Source organism: Pseudomonas sp. CBC3, from assembly GCF_037967085.1.
Classification (GTDB): domain Bacteria; phylum Pseudomonadota; class Gammaproteobacteria; order Pseudomonadales; family Pseudomonadaceae; genus Stutzerimonas.
Genome location: NZ_JBANEO010000001.1, coordinates 933,131 through 959,993, shown reverse-complemented (window position 1 = coordinate 959,993; position 26,863 = coordinate 933,131). Strand labels below are relative to the sequence as shown.

28 protein-coding genes are annotated in these 26,863 nt (G+C 60.0%); 15 read left to right on the top strand and 13 right to left on the bottom strand.

Translation table 11 applies throughout. The features are described 5' to 3' along the window. Nucleotides 1-42: 42 nt before the first annotated feature. From ehuA to def, 8 genes are all read right to left on the bottom strand, one after another. The gene (ehuA, locus tag V6943_RS04380; protein WP_340552719.1) at nt 43-876 is read right to left on the bottom strand and encodes an ectoine/hydroxyectoine ABC transporter ATP-binding protein EhuA; all 834 of its coding nucleotides are present in this window, start codon (nt 874-876) and stop codon (nt 43-45) included. After that, a complete protein-coding gene (gene ehuD / locus V6943_RS04375; protein ID WP_340552718.1) occupies nt 873-1,532 on the bottom strand; it encodes an ectoine/hydroxyectoine ABC transporter permease subunit EhuD in 660 nt (219 codons plus the stop codon). Before ehuD ends, ehuA begins: the two co-directional genes overlap by 4 nt. Then, nucleotides 1,529-2,188, bottom strand: coding sequence for an ectoine/hydroxyectoine ABC transporter permease subunit EhuC (ehuC, locus tag V6943_RS04370; protein WP_340552717.1), 660 nt, complete (start codon nt 2,186-2,188; stop codon nt 1,529-1,531). Before ehuC ends, ehuD begins: the two co-directional genes overlap by 4 nt. Nucleotides 2,189-2,433: 245 nt before the next feature. Further along, entirely contained in the window at nt 2,434-3,288 is an 855-nt protein-coding gene (gene ehuB, locus V6943_RS04365; RefSeq protein ID WP_340552716.1) for an ectoine/hydroxyectoine ABC transporter substrate-binding protein EhuB, read from the bottom strand. Nucleotides 3,289-3,637: 349 nt separating this feature from the next. Next, entirely contained in the window at nt 3,638-5,011 is a 1,374-nt protein-coding gene (gene trkA / locus V6943_RS04360) for a Trk system potassium transporter TrkA (RefSeq protein WP_131649166.1), read from the bottom strand. Nucleotides 5,012-5,149: 138 nt separating this feature from the next. Then, nucleotides 5,150-6,475 carry a 16S rRNA (cytosine(967)-C(5))-methyltransferase RsmB gene (gene rsmB / locus V6943_RS04355; RefSeq protein ID WP_340553029.1) on the bottom strand — a complete coding sequence of 442 codons (1,326 nt, stop codon included), beginning with the start codon at nt 6,473-6,475 and terminating at the stop codon, nt 5,150-5,152. Nucleotides 6,476-6,480: 5 nt separating this feature from the next. Further along, nucleotides 6,481-7,410, bottom strand: a complete 930-nt coding sequence (fmt, locus tag V6943_RS04350; protein ID WP_340552715.1) for a methionyl-tRNA formyltransferase — start codon at nt 7,408-7,410, stop codon at nt 6,481-6,483. Nucleotides 7,411-7,465: 55 nt separating this feature from the next. Continuing rightward, on the bottom strand, nt 7,466-7,972 hold the full coding sequence (gene def / locus V6943_RS04345; RefSeq protein WP_168426000.1) for a peptide deformylase: 507 nt from the start codon (nt 7,970-7,972) through the stop codon (nt 7,466-7,468). Between the two features lie 148 nt (nt 7,973-8,120). Between def and V6943_RS04340 the strand changes: the two genes are divergently transcribed. The 3 genes from V6943_RS04340 to V6943_RS04330 all read left to right on the top strand — a co-directional run bounded on the left by V6943_RS04340 (nt 8,121) and on the right by V6943_RS04330 (nt 10,941). Next, the gene (locus tag V6943_RS04340; RefSeq protein ID WP_131649169.1) at nt 8,121-9,146 is read left to right on the top strand and encodes a LysM peptidoglycan-binding domain-containing protein; all 1,026 of its coding nucleotides are present in this window, start codon (nt 8,121-8,123) and stop codon (nt 9,144-9,146) included. A gap of 84 nt (nt 9,147-9,230) precedes the next feature. Further along, nucleotides 9,231-10,322, top strand: coding sequence for a DNA-processing protein DprA (gene dprA, locus V6943_RS04335; RefSeq protein ID WP_340552714.1), 1,092 nt, complete (start codon nt 9,231-9,233; stop codon nt 10,320-10,322). A gap of 61 nt (nt 10,323-10,383) precedes the next feature. Then, nucleotides 10,384-10,941 (top strand): L-threonylcarbamoyladenylate synthase, encoded by a 558-nt coding sequence (locus tag V6943_RS04330; RefSeq protein WP_131649171.1) that lies wholly within the window; start codon nt 10,384-10,386, stop codon nt 10,939-10,941. 84 nt (nt 10,942-11,025) lie between these two features. Here the strand turns inward: V6943_RS04330 and V6943_RS04325 are convergent, their stop codons facing one another. After that, nucleotides 11,026-12,003, bottom strand: a complete 978-nt coding sequence (locus V6943_RS04325) for a quinone oxidoreductase family protein (protein ID WP_340552713.1) — start codon at nt 12,001-12,003, stop codon at nt 11,026-11,028. Between the two features lie 120 nt (nt 12,004-12,123). Between V6943_RS04325 and hemF the strand changes: the two genes are divergently transcribed. Both hemF and aroE read left to right on the top strand, forming a co-directional pair. Then, nucleotides 12,124-13,038: an oxygen-dependent coproporphyrinogen oxidase gene (gene hemF / locus V6943_RS04320; RefSeq protein WP_340552712.1), complete on the top strand. Its 915-nt coding sequence runs from the start codon at nt 12,124-12,126 to the stop codon at nt 13,036-13,038. 38 nt (nt 13,039-13,076) lie between these two features. Next, complete coding sequence (gene aroE / locus V6943_RS04315; protein WP_340552711.1) at nt 13,077-13,895, top strand: shikimate dehydrogenase; 819 nt, start codon at nt 13,077-13,079, stop codon at nt 13,893-13,895. On the opposite strand, the gene V6943_RS04310 is transcribed toward aroE, so the two are convergent. Together V6943_RS04310 and V6943_RS04305 are read right to left on the bottom strand one after the other, a co-directional pair. Beyond that, nucleotides 13,892-14,506, bottom strand: coding sequence for an NAD(P)-dependent oxidoreductase (locus tag V6943_RS04310; protein WP_340552710.1), 615 nt, complete (start codon nt 14,504-14,506; stop codon nt 13,892-13,894). The two genes, aroE and V6943_RS04310, sit on opposite strands and share 4 nt — an antisense overlap. Before the next feature lie 19 nt (nt 14,507-14,525). Next, the gene (locus V6943_RS04305; RefSeq protein WP_131649176.1) at nt 14,526-14,834 is read right to left on the bottom strand and encodes a DUF883 family protein; all 309 of its coding nucleotides are present in this window, start codon (nt 14,832-14,834) and stop codon (nt 14,526-14,528) included. Nucleotides 14,835-15,228: 394 nt separating this feature from the next. On the opposite strand from V6943_RS04305, the gene pbpG reads away from it, so the two are divergent. The 4 genes from pbpG (at nt 15,229) to V6943_RS04285 (ending at nt 19,565) form a co-directional block, all read left to right on the top strand. Next, entirely contained in the window at nt 15,229-16,173 is a 945-nt protein-coding gene (pbpG, locus tag V6943_RS04300; protein WP_340553028.1) for a D-alanyl-D-alanine endopeptidase, read from the top strand. A 213-nt stretch (nt 16,174-16,386) separates the two neighbouring features. Next, nucleotides 16,387-18,456 (top strand): maltose alpha-D-glucosyltransferase, encoded by a 2,070-nt coding sequence (gene treS, locus V6943_RS04295; RefSeq protein ID WP_131649178.1) that lies wholly within the window; start codon nt 16,387-16,389, stop codon nt 18,454-18,456. A 110-nt stretch (nt 18,457-18,566) separates the two neighbouring features. After that, the gene (locus V6943_RS04290) at nt 18,567-19,187 is read left to right on the top strand and encodes an eCIS core domain-containing protein (RefSeq protein WP_445324108.1); all 621 of its coding nucleotides are present in this window, start codon (nt 18,567-18,569) and stop codon (nt 19,185-19,187) included. Nucleotides 19,188-19,364: 177 nt separating this feature from the next. After that, a complete protein-coding gene (locus V6943_RS04285; RefSeq protein ID WP_256049469.1) occupies nt 19,365-19,565 on the top strand; it encodes a DUF2934 domain-containing protein in 201 nt (66 codons plus the stop codon). 350 nt (nt 19,566-19,915) lie between these two features. On the opposite strand, the gene V6943_RS04280 is transcribed toward V6943_RS04285, so the two are convergent. Beyond that, nucleotides 19,916-20,455, bottom strand: a complete 540-nt coding sequence (locus V6943_RS04280) for a DUF421 domain-containing protein (protein ID WP_340552709.1) — start codon at nt 20,453-20,455, stop codon at nt 19,916-19,918. 236 nt (nt 20,456-20,691) lie between these two features. Between V6943_RS04280 and V6943_RS04275 the strand changes: the two genes are divergently transcribed. The 3 genes from V6943_RS04275 to V6943_RS04265 all read left to right on the top strand — a co-directional run bounded on the left by V6943_RS04275 (nt 20,692) and on the right by V6943_RS04265 (nt 24,134). Beyond that, nucleotides 20,692-22,575, top strand: a complete 1,884-nt coding sequence (locus V6943_RS04275; RefSeq protein WP_340552708.1) for a 3'-5' exonuclease — start codon at nt 20,692-20,694, stop codon at nt 22,573-22,575. Nucleotides 22,576-22,726: 151 nt separating this feature from the next. Then, complete coding sequence (locus tag V6943_RS04270) at nt 22,727-23,245, top strand: hypothetical protein (protein ID WP_340552707.1); 519 nt, start codon at nt 22,727-22,729, stop codon at nt 23,243-23,245. Between the two features lies 1 nt (nt 23,246). Continuing rightward, entirely contained in the window at nt 23,247-24,134 is an 888-nt protein-coding gene (locus V6943_RS04265; RefSeq protein ID WP_340552706.1) for a Kiwa anti-phage protein KwaB-like domain-containing protein, read from the top strand. Between the two features lie 78 nt (nt 24,135-24,212). Here the strand turns inward: V6943_RS04265 and V6943_RS04260 are convergent, their stop codons facing one another. Beyond that, a complete protein-coding gene (locus tag V6943_RS04260; protein WP_340552705.1) occupies nt 24,213-25,067 on the bottom strand; it encodes a DUF2971 domain-containing protein in 855 nt (284 codons plus the stop codon). Between the two features lie 178 nt (nt 25,068-25,245). Between V6943_RS04260 and V6943_RS04255 the strand changes: the two genes are divergently transcribed. The 3 genes from V6943_RS04255 to V6943_RS04245 all read left to right on the top strand — a co-directional run bounded on the left by V6943_RS04255 (nt 25,246) and on the right by V6943_RS04245 (nt 26,771). Beyond that, nucleotides 25,246-25,698 (top strand): hypothetical protein, encoded by a 453-nt coding sequence (locus V6943_RS04255; RefSeq protein WP_340552704.1) that lies wholly within the window; start codon nt 25,246-25,248, stop codon nt 25,696-25,698. Between the two features lie 98 nt (nt 25,699-25,796). Beyond that, the gene (locus tag V6943_RS04250) at nt 25,797-26,228 is read left to right on the top strand and encodes a hypothetical protein (protein ID WP_340552703.1); all 432 of its coding nucleotides are present in this window, start codon (nt 25,797-25,799) and stop codon (nt 26,226-26,228) included. A 156-nt stretch (nt 26,229-26,384) separates the two neighbouring features. After that, nucleotides 26,385-26,771 (top strand): ACT domain-containing protein, encoded by a 387-nt coding sequence (locus V6943_RS04245; RefSeq protein ID WP_340552702.1) that lies wholly within the window; start codon nt 26,385-26,387, stop codon nt 26,769-26,771. The last annotated feature ends 92 nt before the right edge of the window (nt 26,772-26,863 follow it).

The window sequence follows — 26,863 nt, the reverse complement described above, 5'->3', positions numbered from 1 at the left end:
GGCCGGCGATCATCGCAGATCGAACCGGCCCTGCCACGGCGTCTAGCTTGCCTGAGTGACCGCGCTGAGAAACTCCTGAGTGCGCGTTTTCTGCGGATTGCCGAACAGCTCTTCCGGCGTGCCCTGCTCGTGGATCCGGCCTTCGTTGAAGAAGCATACGCGGTCGGCGAACTCCCGGGCGAAGCCCATCTGGTGAGTGACCATCAGCATGGTCAGGCTATGCGCGTCGCCCAGTCGGCGGATGACGTTGAGCACTTCGCCGCACAGCTCGGGGTCCAGCGCCGAAGTCACCTCATCGAACAGCATCACCTTGGGCCGCATCGCCAGCGCTCGGGCAATGGCCACGCGCTGTTGCTGGCCGCCGGACAGCTGCGACGGGTAATGCTCGAGCTTGTCTTCCAGCCCAACCATGGCCAGCAATTCCTCGGCGCGTTCGCGCGCTTCCTTTTTTGACAGGCCCAGCACCTGCACCGGCGCTTCCATCACGTTCTGCCGGGTGCTCATGTGCGGAAACAGATTGAAGCTCTGGAACACCATGCCGACCTTGCCACGCACTCGGCGCAAGTGCCGGGCGTTGGCTCGGACCAGTTCGCCGTTGGTGCCGGGCATATGCGTCAGCGGCTCGTCATCGACCATGATCACGCCCTCGTCGATGTCCTCCAGCGTCATCAGGGCGCGTAGCAGCGTGGATTTGCCGGACCCGCTGGGGCCGATGATGGCGACCTTTTCGCCGTTGCGCACATCCAGATCGAGATGGTTGAGCACGGTCAGGTCACCGTAACGCTTGGACACGTCGCGAAACTGCACCATGATTTCCGGCTCGTTGGCCGCAGCGATCGGGTTCGAGTTTTCGGTAGTTGGCATCACTGCGTTCATCGGGCGAGCTCCATACGGTTTTCCAGACGGCGCACGAACCAGGCGAGGCCGAGACTGAGAATGAGGAAAAACAGACCGACCATGGTGATCGGTTCCAGATAGCGGAAATGCTCCGAGCCGATGTTCTTGGCCCGTTGCATGATTTCCACCACGGTAATTGCGGACAGCACCGGCGTGTCCTTGAGCATCGAGATCAGGTAATTGCCCAGCGCCGGCAGAATGGGCCGCAGGGCCTGCGGCAGGATGATCGTGCGGTAGGCATTGAGCGGCTTCATGTTCAATGCCGTCACCGCTTCCCATTGCGCACGCGGCACAGCATCGAGCCCGGCACGGTAGACCTCGGCGGTGTAGCAGGCGTAGTGCAGCGCGATGCCGATGATGCCGGCCTGTAGCGCCGAGAGATTGAGACCGTAGTTGGGCAACACGAAGAACAGGAAATACACCTGAATCAGCAGCGGCGTGCTGCGGATGAATTCGATCAGCCCGGTTATCGGCCATGACAGCCAGCGCTGCCGGCTGCGTCGGCCCACGGCGAGAAACAGGCCCAGGACGATAGCAATGGAAAAGCCGGCCAGGGTGATGCCGATGGTCTTCAGCGAGGCATCGAGCAGCCTGGGAAGAATCTCCAGGGCGAATGCCCAATCGAAGAAATTCATGACAGCCCTCCCCGCACGCGTCCGCGCGCCAGGCGCCGTTCGAGCATGCGCATGGAGAAGTTGATGATCTGCGCAAGAACGAAATACATGACCAGTGCCAGGCCGAAGATTTCCAGCGTCATCAGCGTGGCCTGATCCAGCTGGCGCGCACGAAATGCCAGATCCGACAGGGTGATCAACGAAACCAGCGAGGTGTTCTTCAGCAGCTCGATCAACAAGTTGGTGCCCGGCGGGATCGCCGCCAGCAAGGCCTGCGGCAGGATCACTCGGCGCAAGCGCTGCCAGGCAGTCATGTTCAGCGCCTGGCATGCCTCGTACTGCCCTTCGTGCACCGAACGTATGGCGCCGCGCAGCACTTCCGCGCCATAGGCGCCAATGTTCAGACCGAGGCCGACGACCGCGACGCTGAAGGCGCTCATGGACAGATTGAACGGCGGCATCGGCAACACAAAATAAAGCCAGAACAGCTGAACCAGCAACGAGCTGCCGCGAAACACCTCAATGTAGGTGATCGCCAGCCATCGTAGCGGTGCGATTGGCGAGAGCCGGCCCAGTGCGCCAGTCAGCGCTGCGGCAATGGCCAGCAAGGCGCCCCAGAAGGTGACCTGTACGGTCACCCAGGCGCCTTGCAGCAGAAGGGGAAGTAATTCATTCATCTTGGATTTCCGGTTGGCTCCGGGGATGTTGGAGCTGGGATCGCATGGCACCCGGTAAGGCTGGCTGCGTGAGCGGGCTGCGGTCCGGCCGCCGCGTGGCGTCTTGCGTCCGGCGGCGGGAAGCAGGCATGCGTGAATCGGCGCACCGCGATGACGCGCGGCGACCGACCAGAGGCAGAAGCACTAGCGAAGGACTGTTCACCGAGGGAAGTCCGGCGCGGCATTAGCGGCCGCGCCGAATCCATTCAAGCGCTACAGAGCTCTTCGGCAGTCTTGTCGGTGATGTTCGACCGATCGAAGCCGAACGGCTCGACGGTTTTCAGGTGCTCGTCACTGCCCAGCCACTTCTTCAGCTCGGCATTGACCGCATCCCGCAGCGCCTTGTCTTGGGGGCGGAATGCCAGGGCACCGTAGCCGGTGTGGGCCGGGTCGTCCTTGAAGTCAGTGGTGGCTTCGACCTGATCGCCAGCCTTCTCGGCCAGACCCTTCATGGTCAGTTGGGTGCCGATGGCGGCGTCGGCGCGGCCGGTGCGTACGGCCTGCAGTTGCGAAGTGGTGTCGGGCACCTGGACGATCTGAGAATCCTTGATACCAGCTTCGCGTGCGTAGGCGAGGTTGACCGTGCCGGACATGATGGCCAGCTTGGCCTCGGGGTCGTTGGCGATATCGGCGTAGCTGCGCAGATTCTTCGGGTTGCCGGTTTTCACCAGCAGGGTATCGGGCAACTGGTAGTGCGGATCGGTGAACAGCACCTGCTTGCAGCGCTCCGGCGTGATGTACATGCCGGCGGCGATGAGGTCGAAGCGGCTGGCGCGCAGGCCGGGAATCAGCGAGCCCCATTCGGTGAGGACGGGGTTGATGGTCTCGATGCCCATCTGCTGGAAAATCTTTTCGACGATCTCGGGGGACTCGCCGGTGACGCTTCCGTCGGTGGCGGTGTAGGCGAAGGGGGTTTCGTTGGCGTAGCCAATGCGGACGCTACTGCTGTCCTTGATGTCATCCAGGGTATCGGCCTGGACCAGGCTGCTGATGGTCACACTCGCTAGCGCAGTACAACCGACCAGTAGCCGGGCAATGGGTGAGATGCTGAAATTCCTCATGGGGTGTCTCTCCTGTGTTCCTTTGAAATCCGCAAGGCGGATCATTAGCTTTAGGAGGCCGCCGCCAGGGGCGAACGTGGTCAAACCTGTGTTGAATGCGGTTGCCTCGGTTGTTGTTATTGCCATAACCGCAGGTTAACGAAGCGCCGTCATGGGGCTTACTGGCTTCGTATCCCTGACTGGAGGATACAAAAGCTGAGCAGTTAACGGAAATGTAGAGGCTATTTGAGCCGATTCGTCACGAATCAGCGTCAAAAAAGCAAAGAGATACCGTCTGGCTTGAATCCAGTCGCTTCTGCGGCGCCAGGCTCGCCCGGCGTCGGTGAAAAGGTGGCAGCAATCTGCCAGATCAGAAAAAGGTGAGGCCCGCCTGGAACAGCCGCTCCACGTCGCGAATGTGCTTCTTGTCGGCGAGGAACAGAATCACGTGGTCGCCCGACTCGATGACGGTGTCGTCATGGGCGATCAGCACCTGCTCGGCGCGAATCACCGCTCCGATGGTGGAGCCCGGCGGCAATGTAATCTTGCCGATGGCGCGACCGACGACCTTGCTCGAACGCGAGTCGCCATGGGCTATCACTTCGATCGCCTCCGCCGCGCCCCGGCGCAGCGAGTGGGCACTGACGATATCGCCGCGGCGTACGTGCGTCAGCAGCGTGCCGATGGTGGCCAGCTGGGGGCTGATGGCGATGTCGATCTCGCCACCCTGCACCAGATCCACGTAAGCCGGGTTGTTGATGATGCACATCACCTTGCGCGCGCCCAGGCGCTTGGCCAGTAGCGACGACATGATGTTGGCCTCGTCGTCGTTGGTTAGCGCCAGGAACACATCGGCGTCGTTTATGTTCTCCTCCACCAGTAGATCGCGGTCCGAGGCGCTGCCCTGGAGGATGATGGTGCTGTCGAGGGTGTCCGAGAGGTAGCGGCAGCGCGCCGGATTCATCTCGATGATTTTCACCTGATAACGGCTTTCGATTGCCTCGGCGAGGCGCTCGCCGATGTGTCCACCGCCAGCGATGACGATGCGGCGGTAGGAATCGTCGAGTCGGCGCATTTCGCTCATCACCGCGCGGATATGAGCACGCGCTGCAATGAAGAAGACCTCGTCGTCGGCCTCGATGACCGTATCGCCCGTCGGCAGGATCGCCTGGTTGCGACGGAAGATCGCCGCTACCCGTGTGTCGACGTTGGGCATGTGCTTGCGAATCTGGCGCAGCTCTTGGCCCACCAGCGGCCCGCCATAGTAGGCGCGCACCGCGACCAGCTGGGCTTTGCCACCGGCAAAGTCGATCACCTGCAGCGAACCGGGATGCTCGATCAGGCGCTTGATGTAGTTGGTGACCACCTGCTCGGGGCTGATCAGCACGTCGACCGGTATCGCCTCGTTGCTGAACAGATTGGAGCGGGTGAGGTATACGGACTCACGTACTCGGGCGATCTTCGTCGGCGTATGGAACAGCGTGTAGGCAACCTGACAGGCAACCATGTTGGTTTCATCGCTGTTGGTCACCGCCACCAGCATGTCGGCGTCGTCCGCACCGGCCTGCCGCAGCACGGTCGGAAACGAACCTCGGCCGACCACGGTGCGAATGTCCAGGCGATCACCGAGATCGCGCAGGCGATCAGGATCGGTGTCGACCACGGTGATATCGTTGGCTTCACTGGCGAGGTTTTCGGCCAGCGTACCGCCCACTTGCCCCGCACCGAGAATGATGATTTTCACGAAATCGCTCCTGAAGGGCAGCTTTCAACGCCCATTATTGGCCAAACTTGTCGATTGCCTGTCGGTGGGTTGAAGCGGAGCGCCGCCCGGCACAAAGCCGTAGGGTGGGCTTCAGCCCACCGATGTCCCCGGCCTGTCTCATTGAGACACGCTGGCCGTGGGTTGGGCCGCGATCTTCATCAGTTTGGCGTAATAGAAGCCGTCATGGCCGTTCTCCTGCGGCAGCAGCTGACGGCCATGAGACTGCTCGACACCGAAACCTTTCGGCAGATCCAGCTGGCGCGCGCCAGGCATGCGTGCCAGGAACGCCTCGATCACCTCGCGATTCTCGGTCGGCAATACCGAGCAGGTGGCATACAGCAGCACGCCGCCGACCGCCAACGTTGGCCAGAGCGCATCGAGCATTTCACCCTGCAGCGCGGCCAGCGGCGCGATGTCATCGGCCTGGCGGGCCAGCTTGATGTCTGGATGACGGCGAATCACGCCGGTCGCCGAACAGGGCGCGTCGAGCAGAATCCGTTGAAAGGGTCGGCCATCCCACCATTGATCCGTCGCACGCGCATCGGCGGCAACCAGCTGTGCCTGCAGTTGCAGGCGGTCGAGATTTTCCTGCACCCGCTGCAGCCGCTTGGGCTCCAGGTCCAGCGCGACGACTTCCGCCAGCTTGGGCTCGCGTTCGAGAATATGGCAGGTCTTGCCACCCGGCGCGCAGCAGGCGTCCAGCACGCGCTGGTCGGGCGCCAGATCGAGCAGGCCGGCTGCCAGCTGCGCCGCTTCGTCCTGCACGCTGACGCGCCCTTCGGCAAAGCCCGGCAACAGATTGACGTCGCAGGCCTCGGCCAGGCGGATACCGTCCTCGCTGTGGCTGCAGGGGAAGGCTTCGATACCGGCCGTCTGCAGCTCGGCGAGATAGTCATCGCGCCCGGTCTGACGGCGGTTGACCCGCAGCATCATCGGCGGATGAATGTTGTTCGCGGTGCAGATCGCCTCCCAGTGTTCCGGCCAGTATGCCTTCAGCGATTTCTGCAGCCAGCGCGGATGGGCGAAACGGATCACCGGATCACGCTCCAGTTCGGCGAACAGCGCTTCACCTTCGCGTTGGGCATTGCGCAGCACGGCGTTGAGCAGGCCCTTGGCCCATGGCTTTTTCAACTTATCCGCGCAGCCGACGGTTTCGCCGATGGCGGCGTGCGGCGGTATGCGGGTGTAGAACAGCTGATACAGGCCGATCAGCAATAGCGCTTCGACGTCTCGATCGGCGGCCTTGAATGGCTTCTGCAGCAGGCGTTCGGCAAGGCCGGCCAGACGCGGTTGCCACCGTGCAGCGCCGAACGCCAGCTCCTGGGTCAGGCCGCGGTCGCGGGCGTCGACCTTGCTCAACACATCGGGCAGGCTGCTGTTCAGCGAGGCTTTGCCGGCCAGTACCACACCGAGCGCACGGGCCGCGGCGAGGCGCGGGTTCATCGACATTATTCGAACACCTTGCCCGGCGCGAATTGCTCACGCCGGCTGTTGTACAGATCGCTGAAACCAAGCGGCTTGCCGCCTGGTAGTTGCAGGCGCGTAATCAACAACGAGTCTGCACCGCACGCGATCTGCAGACCGTCCTTGCCGGCACCGATGATCTGACCCGGCTCGCCCTGCCCGTCCCCCAGACGTGCGGCGTGAATCTTCACGGCGGCTTCGTCCAGGCTGCTGTGACAGATCGGCCAGGGATGGAAGGCGCGGATCAGACGTTCCAGCTCGTCGGCCGGGCGGCTCCAGTCGAGGCGCGCTTCATCCTTGTTCAGCTTGTGCGCATAAGTCGCCAGGCGGTCGTCCTGCACTTCGCCTTTCAGCGAACCGGCTTCCAGCGCCGTGACCGCTTCGACCACTGCTCGCGAGCCGAGCTCGGCAAGGCGGTCATGAAGGCTGCCGCCGGTGTCGTCAGCTGTGATCGGTGTGCTGACCTTGAGCAGCATCGGTCCGGTATCCAGACCGGCTTCCATCTGCATCACCGTGACCCCGGATTCGGCATCGCCGGCCTCGACGGCGCGCTGAATCGGCGCCGCACCGCGCCAGCGTGGCAGCAACGAAGCATGGCTGTTGATACAACCCAGGCGCGGCATATCCAGCACCGCCTGCGGCAGGATCAAGCCGTAGGCGACCACCACCATCAGATCGGCCTGCAATCCCGCCAGTTCCGCCTGAGCTGCCGGGTCGCGCAGAGTTTGCGGCTGATATACGGCAATGCCGTGCTGCAGCGCGAGCTGCTTGACCGGGCTGGGCATCAGCTTCTGCCCGCGACCTGCAGGCCGATCCGGCTGGGTGTAAACCGCCACCACTTGCCTATTGGCGTCGAGCAGAGCCTGCAGGTGCTGGGCGGCGAATTCCGGCGTTCCGGCAAAAACGATGCGCATCTAAAACACTCGTCAATAAAAAAGGCTTGCTGCTGCAAGCCTTTGGTGTCGGGAATCAAGCCTGCTGACGGTGGATCTTTTCCAGCTTCTTCTTGATCCGGTCGCGCTTGAGATTGGATAGATAGTCGACGAACAACTTGCCGTTGAGGTGATCGCACTCGTGCTGGATGCACACTGCGAGCAGGCCTTCAGCGATCAGTTCGTAGGGTTGGCCGTCGCGGTCCAGCGCCTTGACCTTGACCTTCTGCGGGCGGTCGACGTTCTCGTAGAAACCCGGCACGGACAGGCAACCTTCCTGGTATTGCTCCATCTCGTCGGTGAGAAACTCGAACTCAGGGTTGATGAAAACCCGCGGCTCGGACTTGTCCTCGGACAGGTCCATGACCACCACGCGCTTGTGCACGTTGACCTGCGTCGCTGCCAGGCCAATGCCCGGCGCGTCGTACATGGTCTCGAACATGTCGTCGATTAGCTGACGAATGCCGTCGTCGACCACGTCCACCGGTTTGGCGATGGTGCGCAGGCGTGGATCGGGAAACTCAAGGATGTTCAGGATTGCCATATGCGTTTGTGATGCACTTATGGAATAAAGTGAAAAGCCGCTGCTAAGATGCCGGGCAGCTTGTAAACGGCTTAACGCCGCTTTCCACAAGGGTTTCTGCGGCGCTAGGGCGCTTTACGTGAAGGCACATCATAAAGGGATTCACCACATGAGGAAATCACTACTCGCCCTGCTGCTGGTGGCGGTTGGCGGCATGGCGCAGGCCGCTGTGCAGCTCAAGGATAATCATCCGGAGCAGTACACCGTAGTGAAAGGCGACACCCTCTGGGATATTTCCGGTCGCTTCCTCAGCGAACCCTGGAAATGGCCGGAACTCTGGCATGCCAATCCCCAGGTGGAAAATCCGCATCTGATCTATCCCGGCGACAGCCTGAGCCTGGTTTACATCGACGGCCAGCCCCGCATCATGCTCAACCGCGGCGCATCGCGTGGGACCATCAAGCTCTCCCCCACCGTACGCACGACACCCATGGCTGAAGCCATCAGCACCATCCCGCTGGAAGCCATCAACAGTTTTCTGTTGAGCAACCGCATCGTCGATAGCGCTGCCGAATTCGAAGCCGCGCCCTATATCGTCGCCGGCAACGCCGAACGCGTCATCAGCGGTTCCGGCGACCGCGTCTACGGGCGTGGCGAGTTCCAGGACGATATCGCCATCTACGGCATCTTCCGTCAGGGCAAGACCTATGCGGATCCTGACACCGGTGAGTTCCTTGGCATCAATGCCGACGACGTCGGCACCGCCGAACGTATCGACATGGAAGGTGACATCGCGACCATGATGCTCACGCGTGTCACCCAGGAGGCACGCATCGGCGACCGCATGTTCCCCAGCGAAGAGCGCGCAGTGAACTCGACCTTCATGCCGAGCGAGCCGGAAGAAGAAGTCAACGGCGTGATTCTCGACGTGCCGCGCGGCGTGACGCAGATCGGTCAGTTCGATGTGGTCACCCTGAACAAGGGCGCGCGTGACGGGCTGAGCATCGGCAACGTACTGGCGGTATACAAGACCGGCGAAACCGTACGCGACCGGGTCACCGGCGAAAACGTCAAGATTCCGGATGAGCGCTCGGGCCTGCTGATGGTCTTCCGCACTTACGACAAGCTCAGCTACGGTCTGGTGCTGCAAGCGACCCGCTCGCTGTCGGTGATGGATAAGGTCCGTAATCCCTGAGATTCCCGAGCCCCGCCGATGCGGGGCTTTTTTCTGCTGATCGACACCGTATGGATGCGGTGCGCCAAGACAAGGAATGTTTACGTGCCTGCGATTTCCCCTGCCGAACTCGAAGCCCGCCTACGCCTGCATCTGCTCCCGGAGCTCGGCCCACGGCGCCTGCAAAAACTGCTCAGCGCTTTTCCCGACGCCTCTTCCGCGCTCAGTGCACCGGCAACCGCCTGGCGTGCCCTGGGCTTGCCGGCCAGCTGTGCCGAACCCAGGCGCAGCCCGGCGATACGCGAGCGAGCCGCTGCGGCCCTGAATTGGCTTGAGCAGCCAGGCCATCAGCTGCTGATGTGGGACGATCCCGCCTACCCTGCGCTGCTGGCAGAACTGCCGGACGCACCGCCGCTGTTGTTCGTCGACGGCGACCCAGGTCTGCTGGAGCGCCCGCAACTGGCGATGGTCGGCAGCCGCCGCGCTTCGCGTCCCGGGCTGGATAATGCCACGGCGTTTGCCCGAAGCCTGGCGAACGGCGGGTTCGTGATCACCAGCGGCATGGCGCTCGGCATCGATGGCGCGGCGCACCAGGGCGCGCTGGATGTCGGCGGCAAGACCGTGGCGGTGCTGGGTACCGGCCTGCAGCATCTCTATCCGCGCCGCCACATCGGTCTAGCCGCGCGCATCGTCGAAGCGGGCGGCGCACTGATTTCCGAATTGCCTCTGGACTGTGCCCCCCATGCCTCCAATTTTCCGCGTCGCAATCGAATCATCAGTGGACTGTCCCTGGGTGTCTTGGTGGTCGAGGCCAGCCCCTCCAGCGGCTCGCTGATAACCGCCCGGCTCGCGGCCGAGCAGGGGCGCGAGGTCTATGCCATCCCCGGCTCGATTCACCATCCAGGCGCCCGCGGCTGCCATCAGCTGATCCGCCAGGGCGCGGCGTTGGTGGAAAGCGTCGACGACATCCTTCAGGCACTCCGGGGCTGGCAGCAGACGGTCCCTAACAGCCGGTCGCAACCCGATCGACCGGCTCATCCCCTGCTCGATCAGCTACACGCCGCGCCGATGACCAGCGAGACCCTGGCCGGTGCGGTCGTGCAACCGTTGGCACAGGTTCTGGCGGAACTGACCGAGCTAGAAATCGAAGGGCTGGTCGCCTGCGAAAACGGTTTCTGGATCGCGCGAGTCGGCTGAGTGCAGCTGTTTCGCCACATGCGCTTGGGTACACTGCGCGGATCAAGCAGCGGAGGTGGTGATGGTCGGTAACTGGCGTGTGCAGCAGGCGGCTCGGGCGGTCAGAAACGGCGGTGTCATCGCCTATCCGACCGAAGCCGTTTGGGGGCTGGGTTGCGATCCCTGGAATAGCGATGCGGTGCACCGGTTGCTGGCGCTGAAGGATCGTCCGGTGGAGAAGGGTTTGATTCTGGTGGCTGACCGCATCGAGCAGTTCAATTTTCTATTGGAAGACCTGCCCGAGCGCTGGCTGGATCGCCTGGCGGGCAGTTGGCCGGGACCCAATACCTGGCTGATCCCGCACCAGCAGCGCCTACCCGAGTGGATTACCGGCAAACATGACAGCGTGGCCTTGCGCGTTAGCGATCATCCACTGGTCGCGCGGCTTTGCGAGCTGACGGGTCCGCTGGTGTCCACCTCGGCAAATCCCGCAGGCCGCCCATCGGCCCGTACACGCTTGCGCGTCGAGCAGTATTTTCCGCGCCAGCTCGACGCAGTGCTCGGTGGCCGCCTGGGCGGGCGACGCAATCCCAGCACCATCCGGGATGTACGTAGCGGAGAAGTCATACGGGCGAGTTAGGTTAGAGGATTCGGCAGAGCCGTAGGGCCGAACTTGTTCGGCCTTCCATCCGCAGCCGAATGAATTCGGCCCTGCAGACTACGGCTACGGCAACAGAATCGTCGACCCCGTGGTGGGTCCCTCGGCCAGCAGCCGCTGCGCTTCGGCCGCTTCACTGAGCGCAAAGCGCTGGCCGATCTCCACCTTGATCTTGCCGCTGGCGATCATTTCGAACAGCTCGGCCGCCATTGCCTGCAACCGTGGCGCCGTGTCCGCGTAGCCGGCCAGGATCGGTCGGGTAACGAACAGCGAGCCCTTCTGCGCCAGCACGCCGAGGTTGACGCCAGTCACCGCGCCCGAGGCATTGCCGAAGCTGACCAGCAGCCCGCGCGGCGCGACGCAATCGAGCGAAACTTCCCAGCTGCTCTTGCCCACCGAGTCGTAGACCACCGGACATTTCTGGCCATCGGTCAGCTCCATGACTCGCTGCACCACGTCCTCGCGGGTGCGGTCGATGGTGGCCCAGGCGCCTAGCGCCTTGGCGCGTTCGGCCTTTTCCGCCGAACCGACCACGCCGATCAGCCGTGCGCCCAATGCGTTCGCCCACTGACAGGCAATCGAGCCGACGCCACCGGCCGCCGCGTGGAACAGAATGGTTTCGCCTGCCTGCAGCGGATGCACCTGACGCAGCAGATATTGCGTGGTCAGGCCCTTGAGCATTACCGCGGCCGCCTGCTCGAAGCTGATTGCTTCCGGTAAGTTCACCAGATGCCGCGCCGGCAGAACGTGATGCTCGCCGTAGGCACCCAAAGGACCGGAGGCGTAGGCGACGCGATCACCAACCTGCCATTGATCGACGCCCTCGCCCACCGCCTCGATCACCCCTGCACCTTCGGTTCCCAGCCCCGAGGGCAGGCTCGGCGGCGCGTACAGGCCGCTGCGGAAATAGGTGTCGATGAAATTCAGGCCGATAGCGTGGTTGCGCACGCGAACCTCACCGGCGGCGGGGACGGGAACCTCGACCTTGACCTGTTCGAGAACCTCGGGACCACCGTGCTGGCTGAACTGGATACGCTGCGACATGAAAGTCTCCTGGCGGGCATAAAGGAGGCTATCCAACCCCTCCGGCGGGCTTTCGTCAACCGGGCGGATGGTATGCTTGCTCGCCTCATCGCACTGCCCTCCTCTTGCCAAGGTGATCTCGTGAACGACCGAACCGAAGCCGTCAAAGCCTACCTGCTCGATCTGCAGGATCGTATCTGCACCGCGCTGGAAGCCGAAGACGGCGGCGCGCGCTTCGTCGAGGACGCCTGGACCCGCCCGGCCGGCGGCGGTGGACGGACGCGAGTGATCGAGAGCGGCGCACTGGTCGAAAAAGGTGGGGTGAATTTCTCCCACGTGCACGGCAGCGGTCTGCCGCCTTCGGCCAGCGCGCATCGCCCCGAGTTGGCCGGGCGTGGCTTCGAGGCACTGGGCGTGTCGCTGGTGATTCACCCGAACAACCCCTACGTACCGACCTCCCACGCCAACGTGCGCTTCTTCATCGCCGAGAAGGACGGCGAAGAACCTGTTTGGTGGTTCGGCGGTGGCTTCGATCTGACGCCCTACTACGGCTTCGAGGAAGACTGCATGCACTGGCACCGGGTCGCCCGTGATGCCTGCGCGCCCTTTGGCGCCGATGTCTATCCGCGCTACAAGGAGTGGTGCGACCGCTACTTCCACATCAAACATCGCAACGAACCGCGCGGTGTCGGCGGGCTGTTCTTCGACGACCTCAACCAGTGGGATTTCGACACCAGCTTTGCCTTCATGCGCGCCGTCGGCGATGCCTACCTGGACGCCTACCTGCCCATCGTGCGCAAGCGCAAGGCCACGCCCTTTAGTGAGCGCGAGCGCGAATTCCAGTTGCTGCGGCGCGGCCGCTACGTGGAATACAACCTGGTCTATGACCGCGGTACGCTGTTCGGCCTGCAATCGGGCGGGCGCACCGAATCGATCCTTATGTCGCTGCCGCCGCAGGTCGCCTGGGGCTACGACAAGCACCCCGAGCCCGGCACGCCGGAAGCGCGGTTGACCGAATACTTTCTACAGGACCGCGACTGGCTCGCCGACGCCTGATTTTCTTGAGCTTGTCACTCGCAGTTTGGAGCTTATTCATGGACCGCTATGGCGTATTCGGCAACCCCATCGGCCACAGCAAGTCGCCGCAGATTCATCGCCTGTTCGCCGAGCAGACGGGCCAGTCGCTCAGCTACGAGCCCCTGCTGGCGCCGTTGGACAATTTCGCTGGCTATGCCCGTCAGTTCTTCACCGATGGCCGGGGCGCCAACGTCACCGTACCCTTCAAAGAAGACGCTTATCGACAGGCCGATCAACTGACCGAACGCGCACGTCGCGCTGGTGCGGTGAATACGTTGCTGAAACTCGACGATGGCCGGCTGCTGGGCGACAACACCGACGGCATCGGTCTGGTGCGCGATCTGCTGGATAACGCTGGCATCGCTCTGCAAAACAAACGCATCCTGCTGCTGGGCGCTGGCGGCGCGGTGCGTGGCGTGCTCGAATCGCTGCTGGCTCAGCGTCCCGGCGCACTGGTGATCGCCAATCGCACCCTGGCGAAGGCCGAGCGGCTGGTCACGGAGTTCGCCGAGTTGGGGCCGATTAGCGCGAGCGCCTTCGAGCAGTTGGAAGGCCGCTTCGATGCGATCATCAATGGCACCTCGGCCAGTCTCGGTGGCGAACTGCCGCCGCTGGCCGATGAGCTGATCGGGCCTGGTGAAACCTTCTGCTACGACATGATGTACGGCGCCAAACCCACACCCTTTTGTGAATGGGCCGCAGCACGCGGCGCGGTCACTCGCGATGGGTTGGGCATGCTGGTCGAACAGGCTGCGGCGGCCTTCGAGCTATGGCGTGGTGTGCGCCCGGAGTCGGCGCCGGTGCTGGCTGAGCTGCGTCGCCAACTGGCCGGTTAGATACGAAAGCGGATTTCCTGACGCACATGCTGCGGGTTTTCCAGCTCGTCGACCATGCCTGCAGCGATGCGTCGTAGCCGCACGCGACGGTCTTCGGCGTCCATCCCTTCGAGATTGGTGAAGTCTTCGATCGACAAATCCTCACCCGCGCTGTCGGCATCCACCAGGGTCCATTTCAGCGAATGCTCGGCGGCGAGTATTTGCAAGGCGGCCGTGACTTCTGGCTCATCGGCATGGGCGGTAAAGTCGGCCACCAGCAGCAGGCGTTCGACGCCCACCTCACGTAGCCCTGACAGCAACGTCTCCACCGCCTGATACAGATCCTGCGGCTGCCCCACGACGGCGGCGCCTGGAGCGGTGGGAACCGAGGGGCTGTCGAACAAGCAAATCACCCCATGCATGCCGGCGACACTGCGCGCCACGCTGGCAGCATCGAACAGGTCGCCGGGCTTGGTCCGCAGTCCGGGACGAGCGGTCATCGAGTTGAGGTCGTTGACCAGCGCCACGGCTTCATGCTGTCGGCTCAGCAGCTCGCACAACAAGGCGTTGCCCAGGCTGGAATGCGCCCCGTACAGGGCGAACTTGAGGCGCGGCGTCTCGGCGTTGAGCATGAGCGGATGCCTCTAACGACTAGCGACGTGTGGCCAGATAACCGATCAGCGCCACTGCACCGGCGGCCAGCGCCAGGGTGCTGAGCGGATGTTCGCGTACGCAATCCTTGGCCAGGCGGCTGGCTTCGCGGCCTCGCTTGGACAGATCACGATAGTGCGCGTCCAGATCTGCGTCGTGCCACAGCGACTCGGCACGCGAACGCAGGGAATCGAAGCGATGCCGTGAACCACGGGTCGCATCGTGCTTGAGCTCGTCGAGGGCGGTCATGAGGTTGTGGATTTCACGTTCGATTTCGTCGCGTGTGGTGGGCTTGCTGAAGCGGGACATAATCGGTCCTCCCCGTTTGAATGTGCTGTTTGGACCCCATGGCCGGGCGAAGGTGCACCCTCCCGGCGACGTCCTGGTAGGTAGCGGACCAGCAGCATCCGCGCGGGTTCCCGTCCGTCGGGCTGATTGGTTGGCTGCGCCACGCTGCCGATAGCGAGGGAAGCGCCCACCCGACTCCAAGCGAGGCTCGCAATGTTCTTCTACACTCAGCAGCGCTGCGTTGAGCATCGCCACATGCGCGGTTTCGCAAGCGCAGCGGTATGCCCGCAACCTGGTGGTAACGGTGCTGAACGTGCAGAAATATAAGGCGCGGTTCGGGTTTATCTATAAAATGCGCGCCGCGTCTGTCGGCCTCGGCGCGTCTTTCGTCAATGCCAATTCATCGGTGTCCATTTTGAAATTTCGTCAATCCATCCTCGGCCTGCTGCTTGCTTGCGGCAGCGTCGTCGTGTCTCCAGCGGTCAGCGCTGCCCCACAATCGACCGTGCAACAGGAGCTGGCCTCCAGCAGCGCCCTGCTGATCGATCTCAACAGCAACGAAGTGCTCTATTCGAGCAATCCCGACTGGGTGGTGCCCATCGCTTCGGTGACCAAGCTGATGACGGCAATGGTCGTGCTCGATGCCAAGCTGCCTCTCGATCAGCGACTGCCCGTCACCATCCGCGATGCGCAGGAAATGCAGGGCGTGTTCTCGCGGGTGCGTATCGGCAGCGAGATCAGCCGCCGCGAGATGCTGCTGTTAACCCTGATGTCCTCGGAGAATCGCGCTGCCGCGAGCCTGGCGCATCACTATCCGGGCGGTTACGCCGCGTTCATCCAGGCCATGAACGCCAAGGCGCTGGCGCTGGGCATGACCCATACGCGCTATGTCGAACCCACCGGCCTGTCCGAGCAGAACGTCTCCAGCGCCAATGATCTGGTCAAGCTGCTCAAGGCCAGCCAGGGCTATCCGCTGATCGAACAATTCAGCACCACGGGCGAAAAGACCGTCGCTTTCCACAAGCCCAACTACACCCTCGGTTTTCGCAACACCAACGCGCTGGTGCGCAAACCCGACTGGAGCATTCAGCTGACCAAGACCGGCTTCACCAACGCCGCTGGACACTGCTTGGTAATGCGCACCGTCATGGATCAACGCGAAGTGGCCTTCGTCGTGCTCGATGCGTTCGGCAAGTACACCCACATGGCCGATGCCAGTCGTCTGAAGAAATGGCTTGAGACCGGCAAGGTCACACCGGTGGCGCCCGCTGCGCTGGCTTACAAGCAGCAGAAGCAGGCCGCGCGCCAACTGGCCGGGCAACCTGGCGATGCGGCGGCGGCGGTAGCCGGCGCGCGTTGAAGCGCCGCATCAGAAGGCGCTCGTAGAAGCGAATTGCCTTGCAAGCCGGGCGGCACGGCGCGGTGTTTCGCGAGCAAGCTCGCTTCTACGACGAACCTATACGCCGCGTGTCCGCCCTTTAGCGCATCGATACATCGCGCAATGCAACGATGCCGGTGCGTCCGACTCAAACGACTACATCGTCCCTCAGCGCACCGGGAAACGAACGTCGCTATGAGCACACCAGACAGCAGCTACATCGAATGGCTGGAAAGCCAATCCATGCTTCGTACAGCCCGCGAGCGGGCCCGTCTCTATGCCGGGCAGGCCCGGCTCTGGCAGCGCCCCTACGCGCAGGCGCGGCCACGCGATGCCAGCGCCATTTCCTCGGTATGGTTCACCGCCTACCCCGCCGCCATCATCACGCCTGAAGGCGGTTCGGTGTTGCAGGCGCTGGGTGACGATCGCCTCTGGAGCGCCCTGTCCGAACTCGGCGTGCAGGGCATTCACAACGGTCCGATGAAACGCTCCGGCGGTCTGCGCGGGCGTGACTTCACCCCGACCATCGACGGCAACTTCGACCGCATCAGCTTCGATATCGACCCCAACCTCGGCACCGAGGCGGAAATGCTGCAGCTCAGCCGCATGGCCGCCGCGCACAATGCCATCGTTATCGACGACATCGTCCCGGCGCACACCGGCAAGGGCGCTGATTTCCGCCTGGCCGAGATGGCCTACGGTGACTATCCGGGCCTGTACCACATGGTTGAGATCAACGAGGAAGACTGGCCTTTGCTGCCTGAGGTGCCCAAAGGGCGCGACTCGGTCAATCTCGCACCGCCGGTGGTCGATCAGCTCAAGGACAAGCACTACATCGTCGGCCAATTGCAGCGGGTGATCTTCTTTGAACCGGGGATCAAGGACACCGACTGGAGCGCCACCGGCATCGTCACCGGCGTAGACGGCAAGCGCCGCCGCTGGGTGTACCTGCACTACTTCAAGGAAGGCCAGCCGTCGCTGAATTGGCTGGACCCGACCTTTGCCGCCCAGCAGCTGATCATCGGCGATGCCCTGCATGCCATCGACGTGTCCGGCGCGCGCGTGCTGCGTCTGGATGCCAACGGCTTTCTCGGCGTCGAGCGCCGCGCCGAAGGTACCGCCTGGTCGGAGAGCCACCCATTGTCGGTCACCGGGAACCAGCTGATCGCGAGCACCATCCGCAAGGCCGGCGGCTTCAGCTTCCAGGAGCTGAACCTGACCATCGACGATATCGCCAGCATGTCCCACGGCGGCGCCGACCTGTCCTATGACTTCATCACCCGCCCCGCCTATCACCACGCGTTGCTGACCGGCGACACTGAGTTCCTGCGGCTGATGCTGCGCGAGGTCCACGCCTTCGGCATCGACCCGGCCTCGCTGATCCACGCGATGCAGAACCACGACGAGCTGACCCTGGAGCTGGTGCATTTCTGGACGTTGCACGCCTACGACCATTACCACTACCACGGCCAGACCTTGCCGGGCGGCATCCTGCGCGAGCACATCCGCGAGGAAATGTACGAACGCTTGACCGGCGAACATGCGCCCTACAACCTCAAGTTCGTCACCAATGGCGTGTCCTGTACAACCGTGAGCGTAATCACCGCCGCGCTGGGCATTCGCGACCTGAATACCATCGGCGCGGCCGAGATCGAACAGATCCAGCGCCTGCATATCCTGTTGGTGATGTTCAACGCCATGCAGCCGGGCGTGTTCGCCCTCTCCGGCTGGGACTTGGTCGGCGCCCTGCCGCTGGAAGCCGAGCAGGTTGCACACCTGATGGGCGACGGCGATACCCGCTGGCTGCATCGCGGCGCCTACGACCTGGCCGACCTCGCACCCGAGGCCGAAACTTCCACTGAAGGCCTGCCCAAGGCGCGCTCGCTCTACGGCAGCCTGGTCGAACAGTTGCAGCGCCCGGGCTCCTTCGCCTGTCAGCTCAAGCACATCCTCAGCGTCCGTCGCGCCTATGACATCGCCGCGAGCAAGCAGATCATGATTCCCGATGTCCAGACACCAGGGCTGCTGGTCATGGTGCATGAACTGCCGGCTGGCAAGGGCGTACAGATCACCGCACTGAATTTCAGCGCCGAGCCGATCAGCGAAACCCTCTGCCTGCCCGGCATCGCGCCCGGTCCGGTGGTGGACATCATCCATGAGCGGGTCGAGGGCGACCTGACCGACAACTGTGAAGTGACCCTCAACCTCGATCCCTACGAAGGGCTGGCGTTGCGCGTGGTGAGTGCGGCTTCGTCGGTGCTTTAGTGAAATGACCGACTAGGTTGGCCCTTCGCCGCGCTGCCCCGCGCGGCTATAGTACGCGCCGAACGGCACCACTCGGTGCCGTTCGCACCTCCAGTTCGTGAGCCATTCGAGTGCCCTTTCCTACCGTGCGCCTGTTCCGTCAAGTTTTGCTCGGCGCTGCCTGCCTGTGCGCTACTGCGGCGCCCGCCCAGACCGCTTGCCGGCCGGGCGAGCAGCCCATCTGTCTGGGCGTTTGCGTTTGCCTACCCGGCTCGCCGCGCGATACCGAAGCGCTCTACGAACAGGTGCAATGGCTGGCCGCCGCCGGGCTGGAGAGTTGGATACGCCAATCACGCGACCAGCTGGCGCTACAGAAAAGCCAGCCTATTCCGCTGCACATCCGCTCGCAGCTCGAGTCGCGCTTCGATCTGGCGGTGTTGGAAACGGCGCGATACAGGGTGGGCGATGACGCTGTGCTCAACGCCGCCAATACCTTGCTGCAGAACCCCGACGTCACCGCTGTGACGCTGATCGACATCATCGTCTTTCGCAACGAGGCCGACGCCCTCGATAACGTCGCGCTCTGGGCTCATGAGCTCAAGCACGTCGAGCAATATCTGCAATGGGGCGTCGGCGAGTTCGCCCGGCGCTACACCCGCGACCATCGCAGCGTCGAACGCCCCGCCTATGCCCTGCAGATCGAAATCGAACGAGAGCAGACGCCTGCCACTGCAACCGGCCCGCGCCAGTAATCAAGCGAAGCCGCACAACATTCGCCATGGACATCACCGAACAGTCGGTTCGTCGGCTGCGCAAGGAATACCGGAACCATCTTCACGTTACCCCTCTCTGCTGAACAGGTGGGTCGTCGGCGTCCAAGGCAACGTTGTGGCCGACACCGGCTTGATTCACACAGCGAGGTGAGCGAGATGAGCGACGAACAACGCATTCGTGAAAAGGCATACGAAATCTGGGAGGCCAAAGGCCGGCCCGAAGGACAGGAAGGCGAACACTGGGCGCAAGCAAGAGACGAGATGGAGCCCTTCTACAAGGAGGGCGATGCCACGGCCGGCAGCGTAGAAAGCAGTGTCGCGATTCCTATGCCCAAGTCTTCAGACGAGCAAAAGTAGGCTCTACTTCCATGCGAGCCTGCACCAAGCGGACTCGCATCCTGCCTAGCCATACGTCTGATAACCCTAAAATAAGTAATGATTAATCGGGAGCGACGCTTTGTCCGTCAAACGCATTGGTAACGTGGCGCGCACGCGCCTGTATTGCGCACGCGGATCACAAACAAGCCGCTCGGCTTAAGCCAAAAGCGGCTACCACGACGGGGTGTCCGGCCCGTCACCATGGAAGGTAAAGATGACCCGCTTCTCCCCCATTTGGTCGCAATGCCAGACCCGTTGCGGCAACCGGACCGGCGCGGTCGCCTGGGCATAGGCCTGTCGATCAGCCGCCGCGGAACCCTGCCACGATCTTAAACGCCCTTTTCATTCGGCCCAGGCACATTCACCCCGTCCAGCGTGGAACGGCTTTCGCCCGCGCCATCGGTAATCACGCTAAAACTGCCATCGGTCTCCAGTACCACCGCCTCGATGCCATCCAGCGCGGCCAGCCCCTGACTGCGCGCGGCGGCACGCACCTCGTCCTGGGTCACCCGCGCCGCGCGCAAGGCGTCGCCGAGAAAGCGCCCTCGATAGAACAGCAGCGCCGGCTCACCCGTCACCGTACGCCGCACCCACGCCACCCGCACGCTCGACCAGGTAACCGCGTACTGCAGCCCGATCAACAGCGCGAAGGCCAGCACCCCCTCGGCCAGCGACACATTGCGATTGAGCAGAATCGTCGCAAAGGTCGACCCCAGCGCCACCGTTACCACCAGATCGAACGCATTCATCTTTGACAACGTCCGCCGCCCCGACAGGCGCAACAACAGCACCAGGCTGATATAGGCCAGCACGCCGACTACCAGCGTGCGTATCAGCGTCGTTGCGCTACTGAAAAACATGCCTTCCACGATTACCTCCGCAAGTGAGTCATGCAGGAGTGGACAGGGTTGGCGGGCGGAAAGTGCAAATGGCGCGAATGACCGCGCGTCAGGAGCCGGCGTGAAAAGTCGGGATTAATCCATCGTCTGCTTTACCCGTACGTAAGCAGTGGTTAATGTGCCATCACGCGCAGCAACTGCGCACTCGTTCACGGTTCCGCTGCGACGCTACGATCTGCACCGGTCCGCTCCCAAGGAAGGTTCAGATGGCCCGCTTTTTCCCCGTTCGGTCTCAGTGCCAGTTCGATACCGCTGGCGAGCGTCGCTTTGCCGAGCGGCTGGAAAAGTTGCTGGAAGACGACTACCTCTGCTGGAGCAACGTCCCGGTTGGGCCCAAGGCGCGCTATCCCGACTTCGTCGTGCTGCACCCACGCCGCGGCATCCTCGTGCTGGAGGTCAAGGACTGGAAGCTCGCCACTATCCAGAGCATGACCCACGGCAAGGTCACCCTGCATACCTCAAGCGGCTTGAAGACCCAGCCGAACCCCATGCTGCAGGCGCGCTCATTCGTTCTGGAAGTCGACCTAGCGCTAAAGAAAGATCCGCTGCTACGCCAGAGCAAAAGCTCACCCCGGCCGGGCGAATTGATCATGCCGTGGGGCTGGGGCGTGGTGCTGACCAATATCACTCGCCGACAGTTCGAACAGACCGACCTCCACGACGTGCTCGACCCGCAGCGCGTCATCTTCCAGGACGAGATGACCGAAACCGCTGACCCTGAAGCCTTCCAGCAACGCCTGTGGAACATGTTCCCACACGTGTTCCCCTGCACCCTGACGCTGCCGCAGATCGACCGCGTGCGCTATCACCTCTACCCCGAGGTGCGCGTCAGCAGCCTGCCGGGGCAGTTTGGCCTGTTTGCCGATGGCGACGCGCCCATCCCCAGCCTCATCAAGGTCATGGACCTGCAGCAGGAACAGCTCGCCCGCTCCCTCGGCGAAGGCCACCGCGTCATCCACGGCGCCGCCGGCAGCGGCAAGACCATGATCCTCGGCTACCGCTGCGAGCAGCTGGCCAAGGTTTCGCCCAAGCCGATACTGGTGCTCTGCTTCAATCGCTCTCTGGCCGGGCGCTTGCGTCAGGTTCTTGTGGAGAAAGGGTTGGGTGAGAAAGTCACCGTCCTGCACTTCCATGGCTGGTGTTCGGAAATGCTGACGACCTACAACGTCGATAAACCCAAATGGAGCTCGTCTGCGGCGAAGTACGCAGCCGAACAGGTAGAGAAGACCATCGAAGGCGTCGACCGTGGCCAGATCCCACGCGCGCAGTACTCCGCCGTGCTGATCGATGAAGGCCATGACTTCGCACCCGAGTGGTTCAAGCTCATCGTGCAAATGGTCGACCCAGCCACCAACGCCCTGCTGGTGCTCTACGACGACGCCCAATCCATCTACCGCGGCAGAGGCAAGAAGACCGGGCTGGACTTCAGCTTCGCCAGCGTCGGCATCCAGGCGCAAGGCCGCACCACCATCCTCAAGCTCAACTACCGCAACACGCTGGAAGTGCTCTCCGTCGCCCGCGCCTTCGCCACCGAACTGCTCGCCGGCCGCGACGCCGGCGAAGACGGCGTCCCCATCATCGTCCCCGAAAGCGCCGGCCGCCGCGGCGCCTTCCCCGAACTCATCCTCTGCCAAGGCCATTGGCAGGAATGGGACTGCCTCGTCACCCGCATCCGCGACGAACAGGCCAACGGCCGCGTACTCAACGACATGGCGATCATCTACCGCAACAACGCCCAGGCCGAAGCCGCCGAACGCGCCTTGGCCCAAGCGGGCATCGCCTACGCATCCGGCACCAGCTCCAAAGGCCGCGGCGAACTCTACGGCAGCGAAGACAGCGTCAAGATCGTCAGCATGCATTCCAGCAAGGGGCTGGAGTTCGGGCTGGTGCTGATACCGGGCTTAGGCGAAATGCCGAAGAAGGGCGAAGCCGAAGCGGATGAAGCGCGGTTGTTGTATGTGGCGATGACGCGAGCGATTGACCGATTGGTGATGACGTATCAGGTGCATTCGGATTTTACGAGGCGGGTGCAGGATGCGATTGGTGGGGTGAGGGAGGGGCTTGGGGTGATGAGGGAGGGTTGTGCGTGACTCGAAAAAACTTCATCGCATGTTCGCCCTCCCGTCGCGCGCAGATGGCCTCAGGAATGCGGTGGAACATAAGAATTCTGGAGGGCACCGATAACGTTGCGGTGCTCTGCTAATGCCGCAAAGTGCGGAATCAATTCAATAGGTACAAAATGTGTTGAGCGCGGTTGCAAAAATACTACTTACCAGCACGGCTATTGCGCCTGTAGGGTTTACATATGCATGGGTAGCTTGGTTTGATGGAGACAAAGTATTCTCGGGATTGGCAATTGCGGCATCGCTATTGCTAGTTTTGGTGTGTGTTTGGATGCTTAGATATGCAAAAAAGAATATGGAGCGATTTAACTTTTCAGTAGCAACCGTTGAGGCTGCTGATCGCGAAAACATGGGTTTTTTATTACTGTACTTATTGCCTTTATTTACTGCGAGCTTCAGTTCGCTAAATTGGATGGTGTGGGTGCCTACATTGGTGATCTTTGCAATCATTACTAGCACTGGTTACAGCTATCATTTCAATCCGCTTTTAGGTGTTATGAAGTGGCATTTTTACAAAGTTGGAACCCCGGAGGGTGTCACTTACGTTCTTATTACAAAGAAAGAACTAAGGCATGCTAGCCAGCCGTTAATAGTAGCCCAGTTAACAGAATACATAGTCATCGACGTAGAGAATTAAAATGACAGCACAGCAAAATTTTTTCGCATTTATTAAGGATGATAGCGGAAGCTGTCAAATCAAGCGAATTGGGGTTAATCAACCACTCCAAACAGAGCTCGTTCAAATTTTTGAATCTCAGCGTATTCTATTTGAGCGAGGTGTCGATGTAGAAGTTGCTTTCAATGGCGATTGGAAACCTGATAGCAATGAAGTCCTGACCCTTGACGATATCGCTGAATCTAAAATGATGATTGATGCAATCAACGCTAATGCGACTTCGTTTCCTAGTTTGGTTATATCAAACTTTTTAAATGAGCCTATAAAGGCGCTATTTACAGGAATAACCACAGGCGGAACGACTAAGGTTTTATTGCAGAAATTCTCTGCACGTCAGGCGCTTTCGTTAAGCCAGTTACCTATCATAAAAATGCAAACTGGCAACATATTTGTAAAATCAACGGATGATATATTCACCATCGATACAAAGTTGGTGGCCATAATAGAAGACAATAAAACGAAGTTTAAGAGCTTTCATAATGCTCGTATGGTCTTTGATTTGGCGGATTTTTATAGAGAAGCTACAGATGATGATCTCACAGAAATGGCGCAACATGGGTCTATAGAGATTGCGGATTTGTCTAATTTTATATCTCAGGCAGATTCGCAAGTTAGAAAAATGGCTCACACTATAAAGAACTCGGGAATCCTTGATAGTTATTCAGTTAATGACATTTCAACTGCTGCCGCAAGCTTCCCTAACTTACCTGTTGTGATAAATAATGGAAAAATTAAACTGCCCAGTCATAAAAAGGAGCTAAAGGAAGTATTGCACTTCTTGCTGGAGGATATATACAAGGGCCCTTTGTCTGGCAGTGATTATCTGACCAACTCGAAGCGTGTACGGTAGCGCGGTTGAAAGTAGAAATACTCGCCCCAGCAAACTGTGACAGCCTTATAAGGCGGGGTTGCACCCGCCCAACGAATGCTAGTCCTCTGCGAATGCTGAATACATGATGCGATAGCTACTATCAGAAATATGTGCTATCCGGTATTCAGGTTTTCGTGGCAGATGCGCAAGCAAAGCTTGAATTATCCTAATTTGTGGCAAAGTCATTTTCGATCCGAAATCGACCCCGAGTATGGAATTTTTATCGTATGGACAAGCGCCATATTCGGATCTTCGGAGCCGTATCTCTCGTTCGTAAGACCACGATCTGTGTTTGGTTGTAAATACGTTCTGCCCAAAAGAATGGCTATATCTAGGAGATGAAGGGCCAGCACGAGTTTCGTACATATAGGAAGCTAAAGATACCGTTGGAGGCGTATCTTTATAGACAATTGGGTATATATCTGCGCTAGGGATAGACTTTATGAGTTTTGACGTGTCGTATATAAAGCGGAATCCTCTGAGACCGTCTGAGTAGTGGCTCCACATCATCATTTCTTGGTCGACCGTTAGCTCATTTTTCTCTAGCCCTGATAGAAAGCAACAGAACCCTAAATTCCTGAATTGTTCCATATCAGCTGAGTACGCTTTTAAAAACTTATCGAGGTAGATAGATCGTATAGAATTAGGTGATTTGCAATACTCAGCTTTCAGCGATTGGTACTCTTCTTCGGTAAGGCAATCGATGTGCTTGGAAATGTCAAGAAACTGGTTTTCTAAGGTCGGAAAACTCACCCCTTCAAACGGGTCGTTAAATTTATCGGCAACTGAAAACCATAGATAACTATCGATCAATGCATACAAGACGTTTTCGTTAAATCTGAAGAATTTATACAAGATTGGAGCTTCATCAATCACAGATTGTACGTCTTGCATAAACATGTTCTGTGTCATGCCGCTGTTCCTATTCAAGTAAGGTTAATATAAACTGAAAAGGCGACAGATTTATTTATTCGTTATATATTGCAGCCTGGAAAATCTATCTGTCCCTTTTGTGTGGCAAACAAATGATAGATATTTAATAAGACAGTTGCCTCCGTCAATCGATTCTGTCAGAGATAGGAAATAGTAGATGATCACAGAAAGGACACCAAACCCTATAGAAGATTATCGCCAGATTCAACGAGAGGTCAGGGAATGGGAAAAATACCTAAATGACCATATCGGATTTTTCGCTTTTACATTTGCTATTGCCTCACTAGGAACACCTCAGCCACAATTCTGGGCTTTTGTTAGCATGATATTTCTGATGGTGATGCATCAGATGAAGAAAAAGGACAAGATGAGCCTCTTACGCAGGCTTGAGAAAATCAAGGTCAAAAGTGACTACGAGATATTCATAGAAAAAGAAGCTAGGAAATCCATAAGCGTCACCCGGTCTATGCCTTTTCTTATAGGTTATTTATTACTGGTTCTTCTAGTATTGGCACCGCCTTTGATACCAAGCGAGAAGGGCGTAAATTTTATTTATGGAAACAAGCCGTATCTCGATCTCCGTACTTTCAGTATTGTGATTCCTGAGTGAGCGAGATCGGAAAAGGGACAGATTTATTTTCGAGTTCACAGAACACTGAAAATTAATACGTAAGCCCATCCCGAAATGTACGCGTTGAAGGAGTTGCAGTGGAAGACGTTGTTAGCGTCATCGTCGAATGGATGGGTAGCCGTCATGGCTTTTCTGATAGACGACCGCCGCCGTATGGATGGGTGTGGGTTGTCATAGTAGCTGTATGGATAGGCGGCTGGCTGACAGCCCAGGAGCTGAGGGGTAGAAAGGAACGGCTTGATAGCCAAACCACGTTGGCGCTGGTCGACCATGAGCTTTCCGCAACTGCGCTGGTGAAAACGGACGGGACGTTAACCAAGCACTCAGCCCGCCTGAAATTCGATCAGCAGGCCTATGTATTGGACGTGAAGGTCACCGGCAGCACTACAGCGGTAAAGCTGATCCATGAAAGACTGGCCACGTTACCCGAGGTAGAAGCGTTTCTAAGCAGCGAAACGATATTCATCCTGTCAGATTTCAAGGCTACTACTCCCGCCTCGGTTGCTTGATCTTTCTGGCTGGCGGTGAGTCCCCAAAAAGCAGACCGCGGAAAAAGGGGACAGATCTATTAATCGCCCCTCCGCTGGAGGAACGGGCGTTCATTCAACGCTACCTATCACTCTTACTTCAGGCACCCCGTTCGCTTAATCACGAGGTCTCATGACATGAACCCATCGTTTTCTGTGCTCCCCCAACGTTTTGTGATTGCACGGTTAGAGCCAAATACTGACCTGCCGAGTGCTGTGTTGGCATCACCAGATTTCTTTTCGATCACCCGGACGGGCGATGAGCTCTCGATTGTCTGCGCTGAGGGTGTCGCAACCGGTTCAACCCGAGTGGATGGGCCTTGGCGTGCGATCAAAGTACAAGGGCCGTTTGCCTTTGACCAAACAGGGATTCTGGCGTCCTTCCTTGACCCGCTCGCGGCTGCTGGCGTTGGCATTTTCGCGATAAGCACGTTCGATACGGACTTCATATTGGTCAAGTCGGAGAATCTGGATAAAGCGGTAGACGCTTTGAAAGAAGCCGGACACCAGCTCTTGGGAGAATGAAGGTAAGAGGGCAGAGCGATCCGCCTGCCCGACGCTTGCCTAGCTACACCCCGTCACTTTGTTCGGCATAAATCAGTCTTCAATCCCAAGGT

Coding starts and splice junctions, on each gene's coding strand:
- V6943_RS04285 (WP_256049469.1), top strand. CDS start 19,365: ATGAGCGACGAACAACGCATTCGTGAAAAGGCATACGAAATCTGGGAG.
- V6943_RS04310 (WP_340552710.1), bottom strand. CDS start 14,506: ATGCTCAACGCCGAGACGCCGCGCCTCAAGTTCGCCCTGTACGGGGCG.
- V6943_RS04330 (WP_131649171.1), top strand. CDS start 10,384: ATGGTCGGTAACTGGCGTGTGCAGCAGGCGGCTCGGGCGGTCAGAAAC.
- V6943_RS04245 (WP_340552702.1), top strand. CDS start 26,385: ATGAACCCATCGTTTTCTGTGCTCCCCCAACGTTTTGTGATTGCACGG.
- V6943_RS04340 (WP_131649169.1), top strand. CDS start 8,121: ATGAGGAAATCACTACTCGCCCTGCTGCTGGTGGCGGTTGGCGGCATG.
- ehuC (WP_340552717.1), bottom strand. CDS start 2,188: ATGAATGAATTACTTCCCCTTCTGCTGCAAGGCGCCTGGGTGACCGTA.
- rsmB (WP_340553029.1), bottom strand. CDS start 6,475: ATGAACCCGCGCCTCGCCGCGGCCCGTGCGCTCGGTGTGGTACTGGCC.
- ehuB (WP_340552716.1), bottom strand. CDS start 3,288: ATGAGGAATTTCAGCATCTCACCCATTGCCCGGCTACTGGTCGGTTGT.
- ehuD (WP_340552718.1), bottom strand. CDS start 1,532: ATGAATTTCTTCGATTGGGCATTCGCCCTGGAGATTCTTCCCAGGCTG.
- def (WP_168426000.1), bottom strand. CDS start 7,972: ATGGCAATCCTGAACATCCTTGAGTTTCCCGATCCACGCCTGCGCACC.
- V6943_RS04260 (WP_340552705.1), bottom strand. CDS start 25,067: ATGACACAGAACATGTTTATGCAAGACGTACAATCTGTGATTGATGAA.
- V6943_RS04325 (WP_340552713.1), bottom strand. CDS start 12,003: ATGTCGCAGCGTATCCAGTTCAGCCAGCACGGTGGTCCCGAGGTTCTC.
- aroE (WP_340552711.1), top strand. CDS start 13,077: ATGGACCGCTATGGCGTATTCGGCAACCCCATCGGCCACAGCAAGTCG.
- V6943_RS04255 (WP_340552704.1), top strand. CDS start 25,246: ATGATCACAGAAAGGACACCAAACCCTATAGAAGATTATCGCCAGATT.
- ehuA (WP_340552719.1), bottom strand. CDS start 876: ATGAACGCAGTGATGCCAACTACCGAAAACTCGAACCCGATCGCTGCG.
- V6943_RS04265 (WP_340552706.1), top strand. CDS start 23,247: ATGACAGCACAGCAAAATTTTTTCGCATTTATTAAGGATGATAGCGGA.
- treS (WP_131649178.1), top strand. CDS start 16,387: ATGAGCACACCAGACAGCAGCTACATCGAATGGCTGGAAAGCCAATCC.
- V6943_RS04275 (WP_340552708.1), top strand. CDS start 20,692: ATGGCCCGCTTTTTCCCCGTTCGGTCTCAGTGCCAGTTCGATACCGCT.
- V6943_RS04305 (WP_131649176.1), bottom strand. CDS start 14,834: ATGTCCCGCTTCAGCAAGCCCACCACACGCGACGAAATCGAACGTGAA.
- fmt (WP_340552715.1), bottom strand. CDS start 7,410: ATGCGCATCGTTTTTGCCGGAACGCCGGAATTCGCCGCCCAGCACCTG.